Source organism: Cohnella sp. GCM10027633 (genome assembly GCF_042675445.1).
GTDB lineage: Bacteria > Bacillota > Bacilli > Paenibacillales > Paenibacillaceae > Cohnella.
The window spans coordinates 1,042,117-1,064,603 of record NZ_JBHTGV010000001.1 but is presented as its reverse complement, the minus strand read 5'-3'; the positions used below and the strand labels follow the sequence as shown (position 1 = coordinate 1,064,603).

Sequence of the window (22,487 nt, the reverse complement as noted above, 5' to 3'; positions counted from 1 at the left end):
ATGTCCGAAGCAAGACAGACGCCGCTCGGCGAGCTGGACGAGAACATGCGGATCGATAGCAGCCCGGCAGACGGCTTGCGTTGGTTATCTCCCAAGGAGGAGCCGTTCCGCATCGTCGGCTTCGCTTGGTACGATCAAGAGAAGCAGTATCGTAGGCTTCCCGCGAACCCGGACTATCCGATTCCGCCCGCCATAGAGGAGCTTGCCTCTCATTGCGCGGGCGGACAGATCCGGTTCCGCACGAATTCTTCCCGCTTGTCGGTTCGCGTCGTTCTGGGCGCGCCTCCTTCGGCGGACCATATGACGGCCGTGGCGGAATGCGGCATCGATTGCTACGTCGGAACGAACGGCGAGCTTCGCTTCGGCGGCACGACCAGGTTCGATCGTCTGAAGGACCGTTACGAATGTTCCCTCATGAAGGGATTAACGTCGGAGATGCGGGATATCGTCCTGAATCTCCCCTTATACCAAAGTAGTACGGAGCATCGAGATCGGATTAGACGCGGACGCCGACGTCGATATATCGCCGTACTCAAGTGATGCCGGCAGAATCATATTGTACGGTACCTCGATCACGCAAGGGGGTTGCGCCAATCGCCCGGGCATGGCCTATTCCAACATCCTGAGCCGCAGATTTCCGAACGAGTTCATCAATCTTGGATTCTCCGGCAACGGCAAGGGAGAGCCGGAGCTGGCACGGCTTATCGGACAAATCGAACGTCCAGCGTGCCTCATCCTCGACTATGAAGCGAACAATCCTTCGCCGGCTCATATGGAACGGACGTTGCCTGCTTTCATTCGAATCTATCGCGAGAAACATCCGATCGTGCCTATCGTTGTCTTGTCGCAACCTCGAATGAGTTCCGATACTTTCCATGCCGATCATCGCGAAGCGCGATCGGCTCGGCTGGCCGTTCAGGCGCGAGCGGTAGAGGAGCTTCGGCAGGCAGGCGACGCTAACGTCTATTTCTACGACGGAGGCGAGTTGTTCGGTCGCGATTTCCCGGAATGCACCGTCGACGGCTCGCACCCAACGGATCTTGGCTTCCAACGCATGGCCGATCGGCTGACTCCGATCTTGGCCGATATCCTCGGTTAATTACCCGTTAAGGAGAGTGCAATGCTGGTGAACCGTAAATTCAGAATAGGCATCATAGGTGCAGGGACAATTTCCAGTATGCACGTACAAGCTTATCGGCGACTCGGTGAGCAATGCGAGATCGTCGCGGCCGCGGACCTGACGGAGGCGAACGCGAGGCAATTGCTGATCGGTAACGGCATCGAAGGGACGTCGTACGGACATTACGCGGACCTGCTGAAGAGGGACGACATCGACGTCGTATCGATTTGCACGCCTCCCTTCGCCAGGGAGGACCTGGTCATCGCGGCGCTTGCGGCGGGCAAGCACGTCATGTGCGAGAAGCCCTTCGCATCTTCCTTAGAGGAATGCGACCGCATGCTTGAAGCGGCGCAACGTTACGGGATGAAGCTAGGCGTGATGCTGCAAACCCGTTGCGAGGAGGATGTTCGCCGCGCCCGGCATCTCGTCGAGACGGATGCGCTCGGTCCCATCGTGTACGCAAGGGGAGCCAACCATCATTGGCGGGGAGACGCCTATTACAACAAAGCGTGGCGCGGAACCTGGGAGCGGGAGCGCGGCGGTACGCTCATGAACTTGGGTATTCATACGCTGGATGTCATGCTCTGGATTCTCGGCGACCTTGAAAGCGTCAAAGCGGAGGCCGGTACGCTGGCGCATAACATCGAGACGGACGACGTCAACTTGGCGCTGCTTAAGTTCCGCCGCGGAACGATCGGAGAGTTCGTCTGTACGACGACTTTCCCGATTAGCGGAAGTCGGCTGGAATTGTCGGGCAAGACGAGCATGGTGGGTTGTTTTCCGTTCGAAATCGCCGCCGCGAAGGAGAAGGCGAGCGGCTTCCCGGTCGAGGACCGCGAGGCGGCGGATGAACTGTCGAGACGGGCGGAGGAAATCAAGCCGGGGTTGGACGGCTTCGAAGGTCCGATCGAGGACTTGTTCGAAGCCATTCGAGAGGGCCGGGAGCCGGTGACGGGAGGGCAGTCGGTACGCCGTACGGTGGAGGCGGTTACCGCCATCTATAAGGCGGCGACGCTGGATACGGCCGTTAAGCTGCCGATCGGCAAGGATGATCCCTGGTATACGACCGAAGGATTCCATCGGTTGGTTCGCAAAGCGACGCGACAGCCGGATGGCCGGATCAGCCAAGAATCGTAACGATCGGTTACTTGTCCATAAGAGAGTGCTGTAAGCCCTTCCTGCGATAGTGGGAAGGGCTTACGCCGTATCTTGCCTTGAATTGGCGACTGAAATAATAGAGGCTCGCGAAACCCGTCCGTTCGGCGATCTCGGTTAACGGCGAGTCTTCCTGCAGCAGCAGCTCCGCGGCTTTGCCGAGCTTAATCTCCGTCATCCGTTCGATAATCGTCATGCCGGTCTGCCGCTTGTATGCCCTGGCGACGTGGGCGTAGCTTAGGTGCATGGAGGCAGCTAGCGCCTTCACGTCGAGTGGTCTGTCCTGGAGGTCGTTCAGGAATATATCGACCCGTCTGCCGATCGTCATCGCCGACTTGTCCGCCGGTCCGCCGAACGGGGTAGAGGGGATGGCCGATTCGGAGAGTCGCAGTAAAAACCGGAGAAAGCACATTTGCACGATAATCGCTTGTTCCCCCGCCTCGGATGCCGAGAGCAGCTCTTCCAACCGACCCCCGAGCCCGATCTCGTCCATGAGCGGCGCCGGCGTTCCGGCGTTCAACCGCTTCAATTTCTCGTAAACCGCGATTTCGTCCGTTCGCTTCGGCGCCGTATCTCCCTCCGTCCTGCGCGTCATGCGCCATCTCAGGCACAAGCCTTCGTGCGGGTCGTCGGGCCGATACCGATGGGAATGGACGGCGCCCGGCGGAATCCAGACATAGGTGCCGGCTTCCATCGTCAGCATGCGCCCGTTCTCGAACGCGATGTCCATTCTCCCTTGCACGACGTAGTTGAACTCGTACCAATCGTGCGAATGGGGCGGACAATACGACGCGCCCGCCGCGTTCTCGAACAAAATATCGATCCACTCGACGGCGACGTCGTTCATCGTGAGGAAGCGGCACGCATGATGCGTTAGAAAAGTCGTCTGGGCCTTCAGTTCCAGCAGTCGCACGTACATCCCTCCCTCGTCATTGTCCGCTATATTCTTCGTCGGACGGCGCTCTTCCTGCCTAACGGATCATTATCGTGCAAATTTCGATCATTCCGCGCAATTCCCGCCCGTTGCCCCCTATGCCACAATGGAAGCAATTCGAATCCCGAAAGGATGCAGATCACGTGAAGAAAAAATTGCATTTGCTCAGCAACGCGCACCTGGACCCGGTATGGCAATGGCAGTGGGAGGAGGGAGCGGCGGCCGCGGTATCTACGTTCCGCGCGGCGGCCGATTTTTGCGAGGAATTCGAAGGCTATATTTTCAACCATAACGAGGTCATTCTGTACCAGTGGGTCGAGGAATACGAGCCGGAGCTGTTCGAGCGGATTCGCAAGTTGGTCGCGGCCGGCAAGTGGCGCATCATGGGCGGATGGTACTTGCAGCCGGATTGCAACATGCCGTCCGGCGAATCGATCGTTCGTCAGATTATGGCGGGACGGACGTACTTTCGGGACAAGTTCGGCGACTACGAAGAGCCGACGACGGCGATCAACTTCGATCCGTTCGGCCACTCCCAAGGACTCGTGCAGATTATGAATCAGGCGGGCTACGACTCGTACTTGTTCATGAGGCCGGACGGCATGACGCTGCCTGCGCAGGATTTCGTGTGGAAAGGCTTCAACGGCAGCTCCGTCATGGCGCACAAAATTTGGGGCGGGTACAACTCATTGCTCGGCAAGTCCGCGGATAAAATCAAAGAATGGCTGTCCAATAACGCGGAGGAGCCGACCGGACTCGTGCTCTGGGGCGTCGGCAACCACGGCGGCGGACCGTCCCGCATCGATCTGAACCTGATCGCCGAGCTTGCCGGGCAAACCGATAGCTTCGACATCGCGCATTCCACGGCGGAAGCGTATTTCGCCGAACTGGCCAAGACGCGCAACCTCCCGTCGTTCGAGGGCGACCTGAATCCGCGATTCGTCGGCTGCTACACGTCCCAAATCCGCATCAAGCAGAAGCACCGCAAGCTCGAGAACGAGCTGTTCATGACGGAGAAGATGCTATCGGCCGCGGCGGCCGAGCGGTTGCTCGCTTATCCGCACGACGATCTGCAGGCCGCGCAGCAAGACTTGTTGACGAGCCAGTTCCACGATATTCTGCCGGGCTCCTCCGTGCAAAGCGTCGAGGATACGTCCCTTCGCGGGCTCGATCACGGTCTTGAAATCTTGAGCCGGCTGAAGGCGCGCGCCTTCTTCGCGCTGGCTGCCGGACAGCCGGTCGCGGCTCCGGGCGAATATCCGATATTGGCGTATAATCCGCACCCTTATTCGGTTCGCGGCGTCTGGGAGTGCGAATTCATGCTCGAGGATCAGAACTGGAAGGAAGAATTCTCGCTGCCGGTCGTCTACAAGGACGGCGCGCGCCTGCCTTCCCAGCCGGAGAAAGAAGACAGCAATCTGAACCTCGACTGGCGGAAAAAGGTGACGTTCGAAGCGGAGCTGCCGCCGATGACGATGACCCGATTCGACTGCCGCATCGAGACGTTGCCGGAGAAGCCGAAGCCGGCGCTGGCCGTACGCGACGGCAAGCTTGAATTCCGGACGGACCGGCTGCGCGTTACCGTTAACGCGACGACGGGGCTGCTCGACGAGTACGCGGTCGACGGCGTCTCCATGCTCGCGCCGGAAGCTTGCTTGCCGATCGTCGTGAACGACAACGGGGACCCGTGGCGCATGGACGTCGACGCGTTCCGCGACGTGCTGGGTCGGTTCCAGCTTATGCCGCCGGGGCAAGGCACCGACTTCTCCGGCGTCGGCGGGGCTTTGCTGCCGTCGGTGCGCATCATCGAAGACGGCGACGTGCGCACGGTCGTCGAAGCGGTGTTCTTCTACCGCGACTCCCGCCTCGTGCAGACGTACAAGCTGCCGAAGCAAGGGACGGAGATCGAGATCCATGTGCGCGTCTTCTGGAACGAGAAGGACAAGATGCTCAAGTGGTCGCTGCCGACGCTGCTCGGACCGGACGCCGGTTACCGCGGCCAGACGATGTACGGCGTCGCGGAGCTGCCGCATAACGGCAACGAAGCGGTCGCGCAGCGCTGGGTCGCCGCGACCGACGGCAAGCGGGCCCTCACCGTCATTAACGACGGCGTGTACGGCTCCGATTGCGCGCAAGGGGAAATCCGCATGACGCTGCTGCGGTCGCCGGCTTATTGCGCCCATCCGATCGGCGAACGGCCGCTCGTGCCGCAAGACCGGTTCCTGCCGAGAATCGATCAGGGCGAACGGCAATATAGGTTCTGGCTGAACGCGTCGGGAACGGCGCGGCAACGGTTCGAAGCGATCGACCGGGAGGCGGCCGCGCGCGGGGAGAAGCCGTTCGTGCTGTCGTTCTTCCCATCGGGAAGCGGCAAGGCGCCGGGAACGCCGATCTCATTGGAAGACGACGTCGTGCAATTGACGGCTTTCAAGCGGGAACAACGCGGAGACGCCTTCGTTCTCCGGCTGTTCGAACCGACGGGCATCGCCCGAAGCACGGCGATCGCGACCGCAGGCGGCTCGCGCGTGCCGGTCGCGCTGCAAGGCTTCGAGATCAAGACGTTCCGCTGGGACACGGCGACGGATGCCGTCGTCGAAATTCCGCTGCTGGAACGATAAGCCGCCGGTGCTTATTGGGTTACTTTTCGAAATTTGCTTGGCGGTCCTCCTCTATATTGCTTGTATAGTTTGCTGAAGCTTTGCAGGCTGCCGCATCCGACGTTCGCCGCGATTTCGGATATGGGCAGCGAAGTATTACACAGCAGTCGTTCGGCTTCTTGGATCCTCTGCAGATTAACGAATTGAATGAGCGTCAGGCCCGTAAGCCGCTTGAACGTTTTGCAGAAATGATAGGGGCTAAGATGGACCATTCTAGCGGCTTGGTCCACCGAGATGGGCTCCATATAGCGTTGGCTGATAAAGTCCAGCAGGTGTTTGAAGCGTTCGGACTTATGCCGGAACTGTTGCAGTTGGCCGTCGGCGGTATTCTCCGTGAACCAACGAGCGAACCAAATGAACGCGGTGCGACAGAGCGAACGAACCGCTTGTTCGTAGTGATCTCCCCGACCGCCGAATTCTTCGATCAACAGATCCAGAACCCCGTTGATCATCCCGTAATGTTCGTTGCCTGGACGGAGCGCGGCGGTAATCGTGTGGAGACCGGCCGTATAAGGCGCCGCGAGTTCCAAGGATGCCGAATCCGCCGCATGCAGAGCGGTAAGAGAGGGATGGAAGACGATCGCGTACATAAGAAAGTCGTCTTGCGGCTCGTATACCGCATGCAGTTCTCCGCTGTTGACGAAGTAAATATCTCCGGAGGTTCCGATCGATTGCTTGCCGCCGACTTGGATCTTCGCGGTTCCTCTTTCGATCCGAATGATCTCGAAATGTTCATGCCAGTGCAAGGCAAGAGCTTCGTTAGGTTGGAAAGCGGTATGGAAGACGTTAATGGGGAAAGCTTTGTCGACCAAATCTATCGTGTCTTGCCACAACTCTTTCCGCAAGGGACACCTCCGCGCAATTGATCGCAAGATCGGTTAAATATACCGCAATATCGGGATCGAATGCACGACCTCTTATCGATATGATGGAATCGTATCATATACCGATGGAGAGTGGCACCGCAATATGAAACAAGTCGCAACAAGACGAGACAGACTTTCCCTATGGCATTTGTCCTGGCCTATCGCGATCGAACTCTTCTTGCAATTTTTGATGGGGACGATCGATACCGTTATGGTGAGCCGTATCGGAGATCAAGCAGTATCCGCTTCCGGCATATCCAATCAATTGATTACGGCCGCCATGACCTTGTTCGCATTGATTAGCGCGGGAGTCTCGATCGTGCTGGCGCAAAAATGGGGAAGAGGGGACCTGGAGGGGGCAAGAAGAGTCGCCATCATCGCGATTCAGGCTAACTTGGCCGCGGGTCTCGCCGTTAGTTTGTTTTTCGCCATCGATTCGGGAATGGTCCTGGACTTGATGAACACGCCTCCGGATGTGGAACCGTTCGCCGGCACTTATCTCCGAATCGTCGGAGGAAGCACGTTGATCGTCGTCTTGCATGCCGTCGTGAACGCTGCGATTCGCAGTACCGGCAACACACGGGGACCGATGTACATATCCGTCGGGATGAACGTTGTCCATCTTGTCCTGAACTGGCTATTAATCTTCGGACACGGAGGCTTCCCCGAACTCGGCATCGAAGGTGCGGCTTACTCGACCGTAATCAGTCGCTTAGCCGCTTTAGCCTTTGCGGGATGGCTGCTATGGAAGACGTTCCAGCCAACCTGGCAATGGAGGGAGTGGTTGATGATCGACCGCGCTATTCTGCGGGAGGTCATGAGGATCGGAGTGCCCGTCTCGCTTACCGCCGTTTCCTGGGGGTTCTCGCAAGTCGTCATTCTGAGACTCGTGTCCGACATGGGTTCCGACCGACTAGCCGCGTACGCGTATCTTCAGACGATTCAGCAGTGGCCGTGGATCGCGGCCAGCGCGATCGCGGGGGGACTGGGCATTCGCGTGAGCCAATTGTACGGCGCGGGCGAGCACGCGGAAATGTACGCAAGCCTTCGCCGCGGGATTGTGCCGGGGATGGCGTTGGTGGTATTCGTGTCGGGGCTGATCTACTTGTTGGGCGATGAAGTGCTGTCCCTGTTCACTTCTTCCTCCGATATCATCGGAATCGCGATGCCGATTCTTGCTCTCACGATCGGGTGGATGCCGCTCCGGACCATCGGGTTGCTCGCTTCGACGTCGTTGAATGCGGTCGGGGAAGCGCGTTCGGTCGGTTACATGTCCGTGTTCGGGATGTGGGTGCTGGCGGCGGGCGGGGCCTATTGGTTGGGAGACCTTGCAGGCTATGGCTTGCTCGGAGTTTTCGTTGCGGCGGTAATCGATGAAATCGTCCGTTCTTCCTTCTTCATATGGCGTTGGCGCCGACTGAAACCGCAAACGCATCAGTCGATCCCGTCTATGGCGGAACGATCGGGATAAACGAGGCGAGGCTGGCCATGCGGCCAGCCTCGTTTACCATACGATAAGTCCGATATTATTTATTGCGCAATAGCAGGTTGTTATATTTGGCGGCATGCTTCTGCTCATCAACGATAATGCCGTACAAGGTGTCCTTATAGATACCGTGAGGAAGCCCGAACCAGATCCTTCTGTATTTCTCGACCGCCGCCAATTCGCCATCGAACGCTTGCTGCAAACCGCCCATGTACGATTTCACGACCGGAATGTCTTCATCGACCGATCCTGTGATTTCAGATCCGGTGAAGTCCCTGTACATTTGCCGAAACATGCGATTATGGCTGCGTTCATCGTCTCTTATCGAGGCGATGACGGCAGCTTGCTGCGCATTCGGTGCCATCTTAATCAACTGGTCATAGAAGAGCTCGTCGCTTCGTTCTCCTTGCACGGACTCCTTTATTAATTCAATGGCTTGCTGCGGGGTGGTGAGCCATACGGGAACAAGAGAAGTCGTTCTCCAATAATAATTTACGTAATACATCATTATCCTCCGAACCAAGCGGATAGTAGGCACATGTCATCCTATGCACGACTGCTCGAAAGGTGTGAATTAACGAATAGCGAAGTAACCCCAGTTTAAGGTAAAATATTGTCCAGCGAAAGATATAGGGAGGAATATAGAATGGACAAGGTAATCCCCTTCTTAATGTTTCAAGACGGCAAGGCGGAAGAAGCGATGAATTTCTATACGTCGATCATCGAAGATTCCGCAATCACGCGCATTGTTCGATACGGCCCTAATGAACCGGGAACAGAAGGAACCGTGTTCCAGGCTACTTTCACGTTAAAGGGACAAGAGTTCATGTGCATTGACAGTAATGTCAAGCATGCCTTTACTTTTACGCCGTCATTCTCGATCTATATCGCATGCAGCACGGAGGAAGAAATCGACGAGCTATACGGGAAACTTAATGTAGATGGAAAAGCGCTAATGCCGTTAGGTAATTACGGGTTCAGTAAAAAGTTCGGTTGGTTGAACGACCGATTCGGCGTTTCATGGCAAATCAATTATGAATAAGAAGTCCTCTATCCTCTATTTCATGTAGCAGGATTCCATAAACAATATAGCAGAATCCTTACTGCCATATTCTCTCCATGCGGCCTATACTTGGGTTTGAAATGAATCCGGATGGAGGATATTGCGGTGACGAACTCGATTATCAATGCCGAGCTAGAGCGATCGCCTAGACTCGACGTGCAGATGTCCTGGTGGGGGATGACGGGGTTGGAACCGTATATCCAAGCCCGCACGGTCGAAGAACGGGTGGCTATGATTGCCGAAGCCGGGTTCGACGGAATCAACGGGTTCATTCCCGCTCTCGAGGACGAGGATAGATGGAAAAGGTTGCTCGAGAAGTACAAGCTGTCGTTTAGCGTGAATGCTTATCCGAAGTCGGCGGAAGATATGGAGCATTATCTAGCGCGAGCGAAGGCATACGGCGATATCCAGCATATTAACGTTCAGGTCATGACGCCTTTTCTCGTGGATCGGCTTGCCGTGGACTTCCTTCAGGATATCCATAGATTGTCCGCCTGGCATGGAATTCCGGCGTATATCGAGACGCATCGCGGCACCATTACGCAGGATTTGCTCCGCACGGTCGATTATATCGAACGTCTTGAGAATCTTCGGTTGACGATCGATCTGTCGCATTACGTGGTGGCGGGCGAGATGCATACGATCACCGAAGAAGCAGAGGCGTTATTCGGCAAGCTGCTGCATCGGGCTTCCGCCTTTCATGCAAGAGTATCGAACGGCGAACAAGTGCAAGTCGACATCGGCAATGACGGCGAGCATCCGATGATGAAGCACTTCGAGCGTTGGTGGGGGCAAGGGATGGAGCATTGGCGCTCCAGCGCAGGTTCCGGAGACGCGTTGCCTTTCGTTGTCGAGCTTGGCCCGCCTCCATACGCCATCACGGCGGATGAATACGCGGGTCGCTCGCAAGAGCTAGGCAATCGTTGGAACCAGTCTCTCTTGTTGTTGCGGACGGCGCGGCGGTTGTGGGGGAAGTAAGCCTTATCCCTTCGGTACGCTGCGGTATTCGGACGGAGAGACGCCCATCAGTTTCTTGAACATGCGAGAGAAGTAATACGGGTCGCCGAACCCGAACTCGGCGGCGATTTCTTTAATGGAAAGTCCGGTCAGGCTCAATTGCTGGCCGGCTTTTTGCATTTTCAGGCGCAAATAGTAGTCCACCGGCGGGAAGCCCGTCTCTTGCTTGAACAAGTAGATGAGATGCTGCTTGGAAAGTCCCGTATGCATCGCGAGCTCCCCGAGGGTGACGGACGACCCGATATGCGCGTTCATGTAGCGGATCGCGCGCTCCAAGTCCTCTTCGCGCTTGCGAAGGCGATTGGAGCCGGACGACGCGAGGCCGACGGCGCCGAGCAATTGTCCGATCGTCTGGGACACATGGACTTGCGCGGGAAGGGAGTACGGCTTGTCCGCCAGCAGTCCGTAGCAGCGGTCGAAGCTGTCGAGAAGCCGATCCTCCAAGCCGAGAGAGAGAGAGACGGGAGCGCCGCCTAGTCCGTACAGCCGCAGATGGGCCGCAACCTGTTCGCCTTTCAGATGGAACCAGTAGATACTCCAGGGAGCCTCCGCGGACGCGCCGTAACGGTGCGGCATTCCCGCGGGAATGACGGCAAGCTGCCGTTCGCCTAGCGGAGCGAGCTTGCCGTCGAATTCCACCCAGCCCTGCCCGTCCGCGCAATAGATGAAAATATGCGCGTCGCAGCCCTCCGGGCGCTCGCGATAATGATAGAGGGCGCGGGGGAAGTAACCGATATCGCTGACGTATAGGCTCCGGGTTAGTTCGAACGTCATCAGCTCGGCCGCCAAATAATCGGGCAGCACGAACAATTTCTCCTCGTGGAATCCTTCGCGCTTTTGGATCGAAGCCATCTATGTCACCTCTGTCATTGGTTTAATGAAAAATAAGAATATACTCCATTATAATCCGAATACCGTGAATTGGCTAAGTGTTATTAAAATCTTAAAGTAAGAATATCAAGCAAAGGAGGAATATGAATATGGCACATCAAGCAAAGACGTCCGGCGTGAACGAATCCGTTCGGATTCGGGAAGAAGACGTCTCCATTCCGACTTACGGGATCGGCGAACCCGATCGCAATCCGATGTTCCTGGAGAAACGCGTGTATCAAGGAAGCTCCGGAAGAGTATATCCTCATCCGGTCATCGATAAGATCGAAGACGACAAGAAACCGCAAACGTACCGCATGGTCATATTGGAGAACGAATACGTGCGCATCGAGATCATGCCGGAGCTCGGCGGCCGGATCTATCGCGCGCTGGACAAGACGAACGATTACGACTTCGTCTATTACAACCGCGTCATCAAGCCTGCGCTAGTTGGCTTGGCGGGACCGTGGATCTCGGGCGGCATCGAGTTCAATTGGCCGCAGCACCACCGTCCGAACACGTACGGACCGGTGGAGTACAAGCTCGAAGAGCGCGAGGACGGGAGCGCCACCGTATGGGTGAGCGAGATCGATCGGATGTACGGCACGAAGGTGACCGCCGGCTTCACGCTCCGCCCGGGCAAAGCGTACTTGGAAATTTCCGCGCAGCTGTACAACCGGACGCCGGAGCCGCAGACGTTCCTCTGGTGGGCGAATCCGGCGGTCGCCGTCAACGATCACACGCAATCGGTATTCCCGCCGGACGTGACGGCCGTCTTCGACCACGGCAAGCGCGACGTGTCCAAGTTCCCGATCGCGACGGGGACGTACTACAAGATGGACTATTCCGCGGGCGTCGATATCTCGCGCTACCGCAATATCCCTGTACCGACGTCGTACATGGCTTACAAATCCGACTTTAACTTCGTCGGAGGATACGATCATGGGGTTCAAGCAGGTCTGCTGCACGTCGCCAACCATCACGTATCCCCGGGGAAGAAGCAGTGGACGTGGGGCAACGGGGAGTTCGGCCAAGCGTGGGACCGCAACCTGACGGACGAGGACGGACCGTACATCGAGCTGATGACCGGCGTCTACACGGACAACCAACCGGATTTCACTTGGCTTGCTCCTTACGAGGAGAAATCGTTCACGCAATACTTCATGCCGTATAAGAACATCGGCGTCGTCAAGAACGCTTCGATCGACGCGGCCGTCAATCTCGAGGTCGACGAGGCGAAGCGCGAAGCGACCGTGCTCGCTTACGCGACGTCCGTCTTCGAAGGCGCGACGGTCGAATTGAAAGGGAAGCGGCGTACGTACTTCAAGGATGCCGTTACGCTATCCCCGGTGTCGACGTTCAAGACGATCGTCACCTTGGACGAGGACGACCGGCCGCACGACTTGATCGTGTCGGTTCGCGACGCCGAAGGCCGACTGCTCATCTCCTATCGGCCGGCGGAGCCATCGATCGAGGAAGTTCCCGAAGCGGCGAAGCCGTTGCCGGAGCCGCGGGAGCTTCGCACGAACGAGCAGCTGTACTTGGCCGGCTTGCACTTGGAGCAATACCGTCACGCCACCTTCGAGCCCGAAGCGTACTATCTCGAAGGGTTGAAGCGAGATCCTTCCGATATCCGGATTAACGTCGCGTACGGCACGCTGCTGCTCCGCCGAGGCTTGTTCGCCGAAGCAGAGAGCTGCTTCCGGACCGCCGTGAAGTCGCTCACTTGGCGCAACCCGAACCCTTACGACAGCGAGGCGCTGTACCAGCTCGGCGTCGCGCTGAAGTTCCAGGGCAGAGATAAGGAAGCGTTCGCGGCGCTATACAAATCGACGTGGTCCGCGGCCTGGCAAGACGCCGGCTATTTCACGCTCGCGCAGATCGCTGCCGCCAACGGCTCGTTCGACGAAGCGCTGGAGCTCGCCGAGCGTTCCATCGTTCGCAACGCGCGCAACTACAAAGCGCGTCATCTGAAGGCGGCGCTGTTGCGCCGGCTCGGACGGAACGGCGAAGCTGCCGCCTATGCGGCGGAGACGCTCGCGATCGACGTCGCGGACTTCGGTTCCGCCAACGAGCGAGCGCTCGCGCTGGCCGCGGCAGGCGATCGTGCGGGTTCCGCGAACGGTCTGGCCGAGCTTGCGAAGCTGATGCGCGACGATCCGCACAACTACTTGAACCTCGCTGCCGACTATGCGTTCGCGGGCTTGAACGAGGAGGCGATCGCCGTCCTGAACCGGATCGCGCCGGATGCGTCCGCCGCCGCTTACCCGATGGTTCACTACACGCTCGGATACTTGCACGAACGCGCCGGAGACGCGTCCGCCGCGGCGAGCTACAGAGAAGCGGGGAGACAAGCTGCACCGGACTATTGCTTCCCGAACAACCTGTTCGACTTGCTTGTTCTGGAGAGCGCGATCCGCGCGAACGGCGCCGACGACAAGGCGAACTACTATCTGGGCAACTGGTTCTATGACAAGAAGCGGCACATGGACGCCGTCGCCGCATGGGAATCGTCCCGCGAGTCGAACGACGCCTTCCCGACCGTGCATCGCAATCTCGCGCTTGCCTATTACAATAAGCTGAACGAAGCGGATCGCGCGCTGACGTCGCTGGAGAAGGCGTACTTGTCGAACGAAGACGACGCCCGCGTCCTCTACGAGCTGGATCAGCTGTATAAGAAACTGGCGTACGCGTCCGAATGGCGCCTCTCGTTCTTGTCCGCCCGCAAGCCGATCGTCGATCGGCGGGACGATCTGTACTTGGAATACGTCGCGCTCTTGAACGCGACGGGACAACATCAAGCGGCGCTTGTCGCGCTCGAAGTCCGCACGTTCCATCCGTGGGAAGGCGGCGAGGGCAAGGCGACGGGACAGCACGTCCTGTCGCACGTCGAGCTGGCGAAGCTGGCGCTTGCCGGCGATCGGAACGATGAGGCGATCGCGCACCTGGAGGCGGCTCTCGTCTATCCGGAGCGTCTCGGGGAAGGCAAGCTCGAAGGCGCGCAAGAGAACCATATTTACTACTATCTCGGACTCGCTTACGAGCGCGCGGGACGAGCCGAGTTGGCCAAGACGAGCTTCCGCCGGGCATCCGAAGGGCTCGAAGAACCGACCGGCGCCATGTACTACAACGACCAGCCGCCGGAGATGATCTTCTATCAGGGATTGGCATGGCTCAAACGCGGCGTCTCGAAGGAAGCGAAGCGCCGGTTCTACAAGCTCGTCGATTACGCGGAGAAGCATGCGCGCGACGACGTGAAGTTCGATTACTTCGCCGTATCGCTGCCGGACTTCCTCGTCTTCGAGGACGATCTGAACAAGCGCAACCGCATCCATTGCTTGTTCATGCGCGGACTCGGTCTGTTCGGCCTAGGACGCGAAGCCGAAGCGAAGCGGGAACTCCAAGCCGCTCTCGCGCTCGACGCGAATCATGCGGGCGCCGGCATTCACTTGGCGTTAATCGAATCGCAAGCTACGCTCGTTGTAAGGGAATAGCGGCAGGAGCCGTCGGTCTAGCGCCGACGGCTCTTTTATCTCCTCGCCGATTCCATGCAGTCGGACAATATTGCCTACGTAAAGGAGAAGATTGCCCCATAGGAACTCGATTTCAACATTCGTATGATAGGATTAGTCCGCAATACATACAGAGTCAGTCCCGGGAACAGGGTAAATAAAGTAGTAAGATTACGTATTTGCACGTACGCTTATCGCTTTCTTTATCCTGTTTTTTTGTTGCCCGTGAAAGCGCTAACAACGTATCGGTTGCGGACGATGCAACAAGCCATTATAGATTGGGAGGAAAATTAGGAATGTTTAAAAGACGGTTTCTAGCACTGTTGCTCGTATCGGCGATGCTATTCACGATGTTTACTCCGTCTAAGTCAGTCAGCGCGGCATGGGGAGACGCACTTCAGCTATTGACCGTAAACGCAGGCTCGGACGGCAATACGGCGACCGCAACCCAAGCGCCGGACGGTCAGACCGCGTGGAGTTTGAACACCGGAACGGCGAAGGGCGGCGGTCCGTGGGATAATCTCTTCACGCCGAGCGTGTCTCCGCTAAGAGACGTATCGGCTTATCGGGACGGCTACTTCGTCTTCGAGCTGTACGTTCCTAATGCCAGCTTCAAAAATATGGCGGGGAATAACTGGCTCGTTATCGTAAGCGACAGCAACCCCTCCGGGGATAAGTTCAACAACGATTCTCGCCTTCAACTGAATCTGAGCGGGGTCGCGAGCGCGGCGGTCGGCACATGGGCAACGGTCTATACGAAGCTATCTTCGTCCAGTACCGTAGCCGGAAACTTCAATGACGCCTGGCTGGACCAAGTAACAAGACTGGCCATGCACCTGCAATGGGATCCCAGCGTTCCTAGCACCCCCGTGTTCATGAAGAACCCTCGGTTCCAGAAAAGCACGTTAGGCGCCCCGCTGACCCCTTCGACGGTTCCCGCTCTCGACGTGGCAACGCGAACGGTATCGGCGAACGCGCCGGCTAGCGGCCAAGCGGTGGAATTCGCGATCAGCGAAGACGGGAACGCTCCCGCGTCCGGTTGGGCGGACGGCGTGAACAACGGCGGCGTCTATTCCTACCAGTTCGCCTCTTTACCTTCGGCTAGCACCTATTATGTATTCGCACGCGCGAAGGCAGACGGCACTTACGGCTTTATCGGCGCATCGACAAGAACGACCGTAACGTCGATCGACGAACAAACGTTGGTTGATACGGCGGCAGCGTCCTTGACTTGGGATACTATTAAAGGCGGTAATGCGCAAGATAGCGACGTGAAATCGCAGCTGAGTCTTCCTACCGCAATCGGCACGACGAACGTAGCCTGGTCCTCGGACAACGCGGCGATTAGCAACTCCGGTAGCGTCAATCGCTTGCTGAATAGAGAAGCGGACAAAACCGTCGTGCTCACGGCGACGATTACCAAGGGTGCCGCAAGCGCTACGAAAGCTTTTACTTTGACGGTGAAAGCCGCGCCGGCGGCGGTCAACGCTCGGGCCGCGACGTTCTTCCCGAATAGCAACGAGGGAGCGAACGCGGTCGCGCCGGACGGCAATAACGCGTTCAAGCTGGGCGCCGGAAGAATCGGCGCGGGCGCCGAACGGATCTGGGATGCCCGCTTCATCAATAGCGGCGGCAATCAGGATTTATTAGGCTACGCGAATCAGTATTTCGTGTTCGATATGTACGTTACGCATACGGACCTATTAAATTTCAACGGAAATAACTGGGTTGCCATTGCGGCCGGCGGCAACAATCTTGATACGAATTCACGTCTGAACCTTAACGTTAGCGAGATGAGAAACGGACCGGCTAACGGATGGATCACGGTAGCCGCGCAATTATCGGCGGCTAATTCTCCGAATGGCTTCAATCCCGTTAAACTGGACACGGTTGACGCCGGGAGATTGCAAATGCAATGGGCATCGTTGCCCCAAGGCGACATCTACGTGAAGAACCCGCGCTTCCAGAGCTCCGCGGATTCTCCGAGACCGGTTCCGTCGGCAGTAGAGACGGCCGGCAACGTTACGCTGTCTTCGGCGGCGCCGGCGAACGGTCAGGCCGTGCAGTTCGCGATCAACGCGACCGGCAGCGCTCCGGCGGAAGGCGAATGGACGACGGGTACCCTTAATTCCGGCGTGTATGCCGCAACGGTTGTCAAACCTGCAGGCAACGCCTATTATACGTTCGCTCGCACGGCTTCGAATACGCAGTATCCTTTTGCGGGAACGCATACGAGAGCGAAGGTCGAGCATCTCGACGACAACCAGGCGATAGCGGACGCCGCGGCCCAGCTCACCTGGGACGCCATCAAGAACGCGAACGCGAATCCGTCCGAAGTAAGAACGGCGTTGACGCTTCCGACAACGGGCGCGAACGATACGGCTATCGTCTGGTCGGCTGCACCGACGGGCATCATCGACACCGCGACGGGCAACGTAACCCGCGACTCCGACGATGACCAAGCCGTAACCCTTACGGCGACCATAAGCAAAGGCAGCGCAACGCCTGTTCAGGTACCTTTCGCTCTGACGGTATCCAGTACGGCTAACGAGCTTGCCGAAGCGTTCATCGACTTCAACGATTCCGGCACGTTCGTTCAATCGGGCAACAAGCTTCAGGGCGACGGCGTCGGCATCAGCCTAGACGGCGACGGCAGTCCGGTCGTGTACGGACAGCAAGGCGGAGCGGGCGCCGAGAGGGGATCCGTGAAGGTCGGCGACTTTATTTACGTCATCGCGAACGACGATCGGCTGGCGCAAGTGAACAAGGCCGAACTGGCGGTCACCTACTGGAGACCGAGCGCGACCGGCGGCATCTCGTTGCACTATAATACCATCTATCCAGGCAACTTCTCCGGGTATGACGCGTATCGTTCGGCCAGCCTTCCGGCGACGGGAAGCGGCAACAATTGGGTAACGTCCAAGGTTGTACTGAACGGAGCGAACTTCGCGGCAGGTTTGCAAAATCAAGGCGCGCACCTACGCTTCGCTACGGCCGGAGCCATCATCCAGAGCATCCGAATTACCGAAATTCCGCCGACGGACGCGGAAGCGATTCAACTCGCATCGGACGCGCTCACTTGGGATGCGATCAAGGGGACCAACACGAGACAAGATCTGGTTGAATCCGATTTGACGCTTGCTACGGCGGGGTCGGCGAGAACGAACATCGTATGGGCCTCCACGAATAACGCGGTCATTAACGGCGGCACCGGCGCGGTAGCGCGTCAAGAAAACAACGAAGCCGTAACCCTCACGGCGACGATTAGCAAAGGCACGGCGACGCCGGTCGTCAAAACCTTCTCGATCGTCGTTCGCGGAACGGGTACCGGGACCGATGCGGATGCGGTGGCGCATATGATCAACAAACTAACATGGGATTCGATTAAAGGCGTGAACGTTACTCAGGCGAACGTGACGACGAACCTCGTACTTCCGTCGATGGGCGACAATATGACGGATATTACTTGGACCACGTCCGACGCCGCCCGCATTACCGCCGCAGGCGTTATCCCGACGAACCGTCCTGACGGCGCAGGTACCGTAACCCTCACGGCGACGGTGAAGAGAGGTCCGGTAGCCTCTCCCGTAACGCAGACGAAGCATTTCGCGCTGACCGTTCCGGACCGATACGATTACGCGAAGTACATGAGAACGGCAATCGCGCAGGCGAACGACGCGAAGGATTGGGCGATCTCCGACTACAACGTACTCGATTTCGGCGCGAAGACGGAAGCGATGGCAGCCGATGAGAACCTCGTCGATTTCGATAACAGAGAAGCCTTCCAAGCGGCCATCGACGCGGCTTACAATGACGGCGGCGGCGTTGTCTATATTCCGGCGGGAACCTATGCGTTCCGTACGGAAACGACGGGCGTTATCAGCGTTCGAAGCACGACGGGCAATACCACTTACGAATACAAGCAAGTGTTGCAATTGCGGGCTGGCGTACAGCTTCGCGGCGAATGGGATAACCCGGACGCGGCCGGCTACGACGGTACGATCGACGGAACCGTTCTTGCCGTCTATGCCGGCAAGGGATCCGCCAATTATGACACGTACGTCGACTCCGACGAGCGCGAGAATCAGACCGGCGGGAAGAAGGTCGCGAACGTATCGGATCGATTCATCGACATGGAGCAAGGAACGGGCGTAACGAACCTGTCGGTCTGGTATCCCGAGCAGGATCTTACGGCCGAAACCGTCGTCGAGAAGAGGAACGAAGACGGCCGGAAGACGGGGGAATTCGAGACGATTCGCGGCATTCCGTATCCGTGGACGTTCTATCAGAGAAGCGGCAACAGCGTAACGCTGGACAACGTCACTCTTGTCAACGCTTGGGGAGGCTTCATCTCCCTGCCGAGCGAGATGCATTACGTGCTGAACAGCAACATGACGGCGCTGTACAAAGGAATCGTGGTTCATACCTGTACGGACATCGGGCGAATTGAGAATGTCGACATCGACCCGGCGTATTGGGCGAATTCGGGACTTGAAGGCGCTCCGGCGCTTTCGGAGGTAAGAGCCTACACGAGAGCGAACGCCACCGGCTTCATGATGCACCGCTCCGACTGGGAATACGTATCCGGACTGAATATTTCCGGGTATAAGACGGGGATGTGGATCGGAAGAGAACCGGGCGGCGACGAAGCGCCGAACGCGCAATTCTACGGCTTGAAGATCGAGGACAGCCAGACGGGCATCTATCTCGACAACGTCAACGGCTTCGGTCTGCTGCTCTCGAATTCGGAATTCGGAGGCGACGTTGCGGCGTACTTCAACGAACGCTTCGACACGTCCGTCCAATTCAACGGCGTCACGTTCAAAGGTCCGATCGTAAGCGACGCCAGAGGCGGGGTCATCTCTTTCGAGGATAGCACGTTCGACGAGTATGACGATTACGCGCTCGACTTCCGCAATCGGGGTAATGCGTTGGTAACCCAGAGCAACTTCAAGCAAGCGGACAAACACGCGCGTCTCGGAGCCAACTTCGGAACGTTCAAGTCGGTGAATTCCGGCTATAACCTGAACATCGAGAGCGCTAACCTTGCGGAGCACATCGATAATCTGAATCTTGACGTTGATGGCGGCAGCAGCAACGTCACGGTTCAAATCGCGAATGACGTCGACTATCTGTTCGAACCGATTCCGAAGGACGTCAAGACGGATATCGACGCGCACCCGAGACCGGCATCGAACGCCGTGCTGAGACTGGACTTCCCGCGCTCGTTAACGAGCAGCGCGCCGACCGTGGATATCTCTGCGCGATTACAGGCTGCTCTGAACTATATTGAAGCTCAACACGACGGCGGCACCGTATATTTGCCGGGCGGCAGATACCTGCTGAATTCTCCCGTCATCGTTCCCGAAGGCGTCGAGATCAGAGGCACATGGGACGTACAGCACCATACGCAAGGCGGCGGCACGGCGATCTTCACGACGTACGCCGGCGGCGCCCAGGGAGAGAACGGAGCTTCTCTGATTCAGCTTCAGGCTAACGCGGGCATCAGAGGAATTAATGTTACGCAAGCGAACTTGACCAGCGTCAATCTTAACAATCCCGAACAGACGTTGAAGACGCCGTTCTTGGTGCAAGGGCAAGGCGCAGGCGTATACGCGATCAACTTAACGATCCCGATCGGGGACAAGGGCATCGACCTCGCTACCTACCGAACCGACGGTCATTATGTCGATTACTTGGGCGGCACGCTCTTGAGAGCGGGCATCTGGGTCGGCGGAGGCTCGGAAGGCGGATTCATCCGCAATATGCAGCTCAATCCGCATTACGCGCTAAGACTTCCGGGGGGCCAAGGCTACACGGCGCCTTCAGGCGATCTGTACGGATTCGTGCAAAGATACCTCAGCGCGCTCAAATTCACCGACGTGGAAGACGAGACGATTTTCAACAACTTCGTATTCGGTTCGGTCTACGGCGTGCACTTCCTGAAGAGAGACTTGGGCAACGGCCAATTCGCTTACCCGGGCAAATTAACGATGATCGGTCACGGCTCGGACGGATGCGCGTACTCTCTGTACGTGGAAGACGCGGACGAACACACGAAGATCATCGCGATCAACTCGGAACTGGTCAATACGAACATCGCGACGGAACCGAACAGGGCATACGTCAGGATGGGCGACGTGCCGAATACGACCAAGATCCACCCCGACGCCGAACTCGTCCTGTACAACAGCGCGTTCTGGGGCAGCCCTAGCGTAGCGGGAGCGATCGTCAATAACGGCATCGTTCGCATCCAGCAAGGCAACTTCACGCAGCTTCCGGCGGGCAATCCGGGGATTGAAGTCCATGCAGGCCAAGCGCACGTCTACTCTTCTTACTTCCAGCCGTCCAAGAACGGCCAGAACAATAACGTGTATGCCATGTTGCGAGAAGGCGGCACTTCGATCGAGCTTAGCAACAACTATTACGCGTCCGGCTTGAGGAACAGCGCGCCGACCAACAATCCGTACGGCATTTACGGCTCGGATTTACTGGCGGAACCGTTCGTGTTCAGTATGATCAATAGCGGCGCCGGACAACGATTCAACTTCAAGTATAACGTCGGAGGTAGAACCTCCGCGCCAGGGACGCTGACCATCGTATCCCCGTCGGCATACGCCGGCGATTTCGCTCCGATCCCGTTCAACGCGCTTGCGGCAGGCGAGTCCGTAAACGTAGATTTGCCGTATTACGTCGCGGGTCTGATCACGTTCAAGCTCCAGCTTGAAGACGGCAAGTCCTACACCTATACGGCGAAGTTCGACGAGGCATATGCCGAGAAGGTAACCGCCGCCGGTACGGTGAATCCGGCGAAGAACGCCGCAACCCCGGCATATGTCATGGACACCGAAGATTACGTAACGATGGGAATGTGGGACGGCCCGCAAGATCTCGGCGTACAAGCGCGTTACGCATGGGACGACGGCAATCTATACGCGTACATCGTCGTTACGGACGACGTGCACTATAGCAACCAGACTGGCGGCAACATCTGGAGGGAAGACAACCTGCAGCTAGGCATCGATCTGCGTAATCCCGCAACCAATAGTACGACGCGGAACGAATTCGGCTTTACGCTGAACAACGGAGGCGAAGAAATCGTATGGGCATGGACGCGTCCTTCGGGCGGCAATGCGCCGACGGCGCCGATCACGGATATCGTGGCGAACATTACGAGAGACGAAGCTGCGAATACGACGATCTACGATTTGAAGATTCCGTTCAATACCGTTCACGCGAATGCTGCATCGTTGCTCGCGAACGGCAGAATCGGCGTATCGATCATGCTCAACGAATCCGACGGACCGGGAGAATCCGAGGGCACCAGAGGTACGTTCGAAGTCGTGGCCGGACATCTGAAGAATTCGGATTTATTCACGAATCTCTATCTGTTGAACGCGGGCGAATACGAGGAGAAGCTTGAAGCGTCGGCAACGGCTGCCGTTAACATCGCTCTCGCGTCGGGAGCCGAAGCCGATCTCGCCACCGCGCGCAACTATGTCTCGGTACTGGCGGACGGCGATGCGAAGACGGCGTTACTGGCGTTGCTGGACCCTCCCGCCACGTTGATCGACGCGACGCCGACTGCATACGTAGAGAAGCTGAGCGGCAATCGGAATAACTTGCATATCACGGTTAGGGAAACCTATTCCGACGGTTCGTTCCTTGACATTCAACGGACGTTCTCGATCAAGAATAACGCGAAAGGGACGTATGCGGTGGGCGACTATCAAGTGTACGTCGACACGAAAGGAAACACGCAAATCCGCGAAATCTATATCGTGTAGTCGATTGCGAAGCAGAAGAC

13 protein-coding genes are annotated in these 22,487 nt (G+C 57.6%); 9 read left to right on the top strand and 4 right to left on the bottom strand.

The window, feature by feature from the left end; genetic code table 11:
* Genes ACFQZG_RS04585 through ACFQZG_RS04575 form a run of 3 tightly spaced genes read left to right on the top strand, consistent with a single transcriptional unit; the run spans position 1 to position 2,257 of the window.
* On the top strand, positions 1 to 540 hold the full coding sequence (locus ACFQZG_RS04585; protein ID WP_378150333.1) for an SGNH/GDSL hydrolase N-terminal domain-containing protein: 540 nt from the start codon (positions 1 to 3) through the stop codon (positions 538 to 540).
* 16 nt (positions 541 to 556) lie between these two features.
* Positions 557 to 1,099 carry an SGNH/GDSL hydrolase family protein gene (locus ACFQZG_RS04580; protein ID WP_378150331.1) on the top strand — a complete coding sequence of 181 codons (543 nt, stop codon included), beginning with the start codon at positions 557 to 559 and terminating at the stop codon, positions 1,097 to 1,099.
* Positions 1,100 to 1,120: 21 nt separating this feature from the next.
* Positions 1,121 to 2,257 (top strand): Gfo/Idh/MocA family protein, encoded by a 1,137-nt coding sequence (locus ACFQZG_RS04575; RefSeq protein WP_378150330.1) that lies wholly within the window; start codon positions 1,121 to 1,123, stop codon positions 2,255 to 2,257.
* A 7-nt stretch (positions 2,258 to 2,264) separates the two neighbouring features.
* On the opposite strand, the gene ACFQZG_RS04570 is transcribed toward ACFQZG_RS04575, so the two are convergent.
* On the bottom strand, positions 2,265 to 3,188 hold the full coding sequence (locus tag ACFQZG_RS04570; RefSeq protein ID WP_378150328.1) for an AraC family transcriptional regulator: 924 nt from the start codon (positions 3,186 to 3,188) through the stop codon (positions 2,265 to 2,267).
* A 164-nt stretch (positions 3,189 to 3,352) separates the two neighbouring features.
* On the opposite strand from ACFQZG_RS04570, the gene ACFQZG_RS04565 reads away from it, so the two are divergent.
* The gene (locus ACFQZG_RS04565) at positions 3,353 to 5,827 is read left to right on the top strand and encodes a glycoside hydrolase family 38 N-terminal domain-containing protein (protein WP_378150326.1); all 2,475 of its coding nucleotides are present in this window, start codon (positions 3,353 to 3,355) and stop codon (positions 5,825 to 5,827) included.
* Positions 5,828 to 5,838: 11 nt separating this feature from the next.
* Here ACFQZG_RS04565 and ACFQZG_RS04560 read toward each other — a convergent pair whose 3' ends face one another.
* Positions 5,839 to 6,711, bottom strand: coding sequence for a helix-turn-helix domain-containing protein (locus ACFQZG_RS04560; RefSeq protein ID WP_378150325.1), 873 nt, complete (start codon positions 6,709 to 6,711; stop codon positions 5,839 to 5,841).
* Positions 6,712 to 6,835: 124 nt separating this feature from the next.
* On the opposite strand from ACFQZG_RS04560, the gene ACFQZG_RS04555 reads away from it, so the two are divergent.
* Positions 6,836 to 8,203 (top strand): MATE family efflux transporter, encoded by a 1,368-nt coding sequence (locus tag ACFQZG_RS04555; protein WP_378150323.1) that lies wholly within the window; start codon positions 6,836 to 6,838, stop codon positions 8,201 to 8,203.
* 55 nt (positions 8,204 to 8,258) lie between these two features.
* On the opposite strand, the gene ACFQZG_RS04550 is transcribed toward ACFQZG_RS04555, so the two are convergent.
* Positions 8,259 to 8,723 carry a ferritin family protein gene (locus ACFQZG_RS04550; RefSeq protein ID WP_378150321.1) on the bottom strand — a complete coding sequence of 155 codons (465 nt, stop codon included), beginning with the start codon at positions 8,721 to 8,723 and terminating at the stop codon, positions 8,259 to 8,261.
* A 141-nt stretch (positions 8,724 to 8,864) separates the two neighbouring features.
* On the opposite strand from ACFQZG_RS04550, the gene ACFQZG_RS04545 reads away from it, so the two are divergent.
* Positions 8,865 to 9,260: a VOC family protein gene (locus ACFQZG_RS04545; RefSeq protein ID WP_378150320.1), complete on the top strand. Its 396-nt coding sequence runs from the start codon at positions 8,865 to 8,867 to the stop codon at positions 9,258 to 9,260.
* 126 nt (positions 9,261 to 9,386) lie between these two features.
* Positions 9,387 to 10,259, top strand: coding sequence for a sugar phosphate isomerase/epimerase family protein (locus ACFQZG_RS04540; RefSeq protein WP_378150318.1), 873 nt, complete (start codon positions 9,387 to 9,389; stop codon positions 10,257 to 10,259).
* Between the two features lie 3 nt (positions 10,260 to 10,262).
* On the opposite strand, the gene ACFQZG_RS04535 is transcribed toward ACFQZG_RS04540, so the two are convergent.
* Positions 10,263 to 11,150 (bottom strand): AraC family transcriptional regulator, encoded by an 888-nt coding sequence (locus ACFQZG_RS04535; RefSeq protein ID WP_378150317.1) that lies wholly within the window; start codon positions 11,148 to 11,150, stop codon positions 10,263 to 10,265.
* A gap of 128 nt (positions 11,151 to 11,278) precedes the next feature.
* On the opposite strand from ACFQZG_RS04535, the gene ACFQZG_RS04530 reads away from it, so the two are divergent.
* The gene (locus ACFQZG_RS04530) at positions 11,279 to 14,662 is read left to right on the top strand and encodes a DUF5107 domain-containing protein (protein ID WP_378150315.1); all 3,384 of its coding nucleotides are present in this window, start codon (positions 11,279 to 11,281) and stop codon (positions 14,660 to 14,662) included.
* Between the two features lie 314 nt (positions 14,663 to 14,976).
* Positions 14,977 to 22,467: an immunoglobulin-like domain-containing protein gene (locus tag ACFQZG_RS04525; protein WP_378150313.1), complete on the top strand. Its 7,491-nt coding sequence runs from the start codon at positions 14,977 to 14,979 to the stop codon at positions 22,465 to 22,467.
* The last annotated feature ends 20 nt before the right edge of the window (positions 22,468 to 22,487 follow it).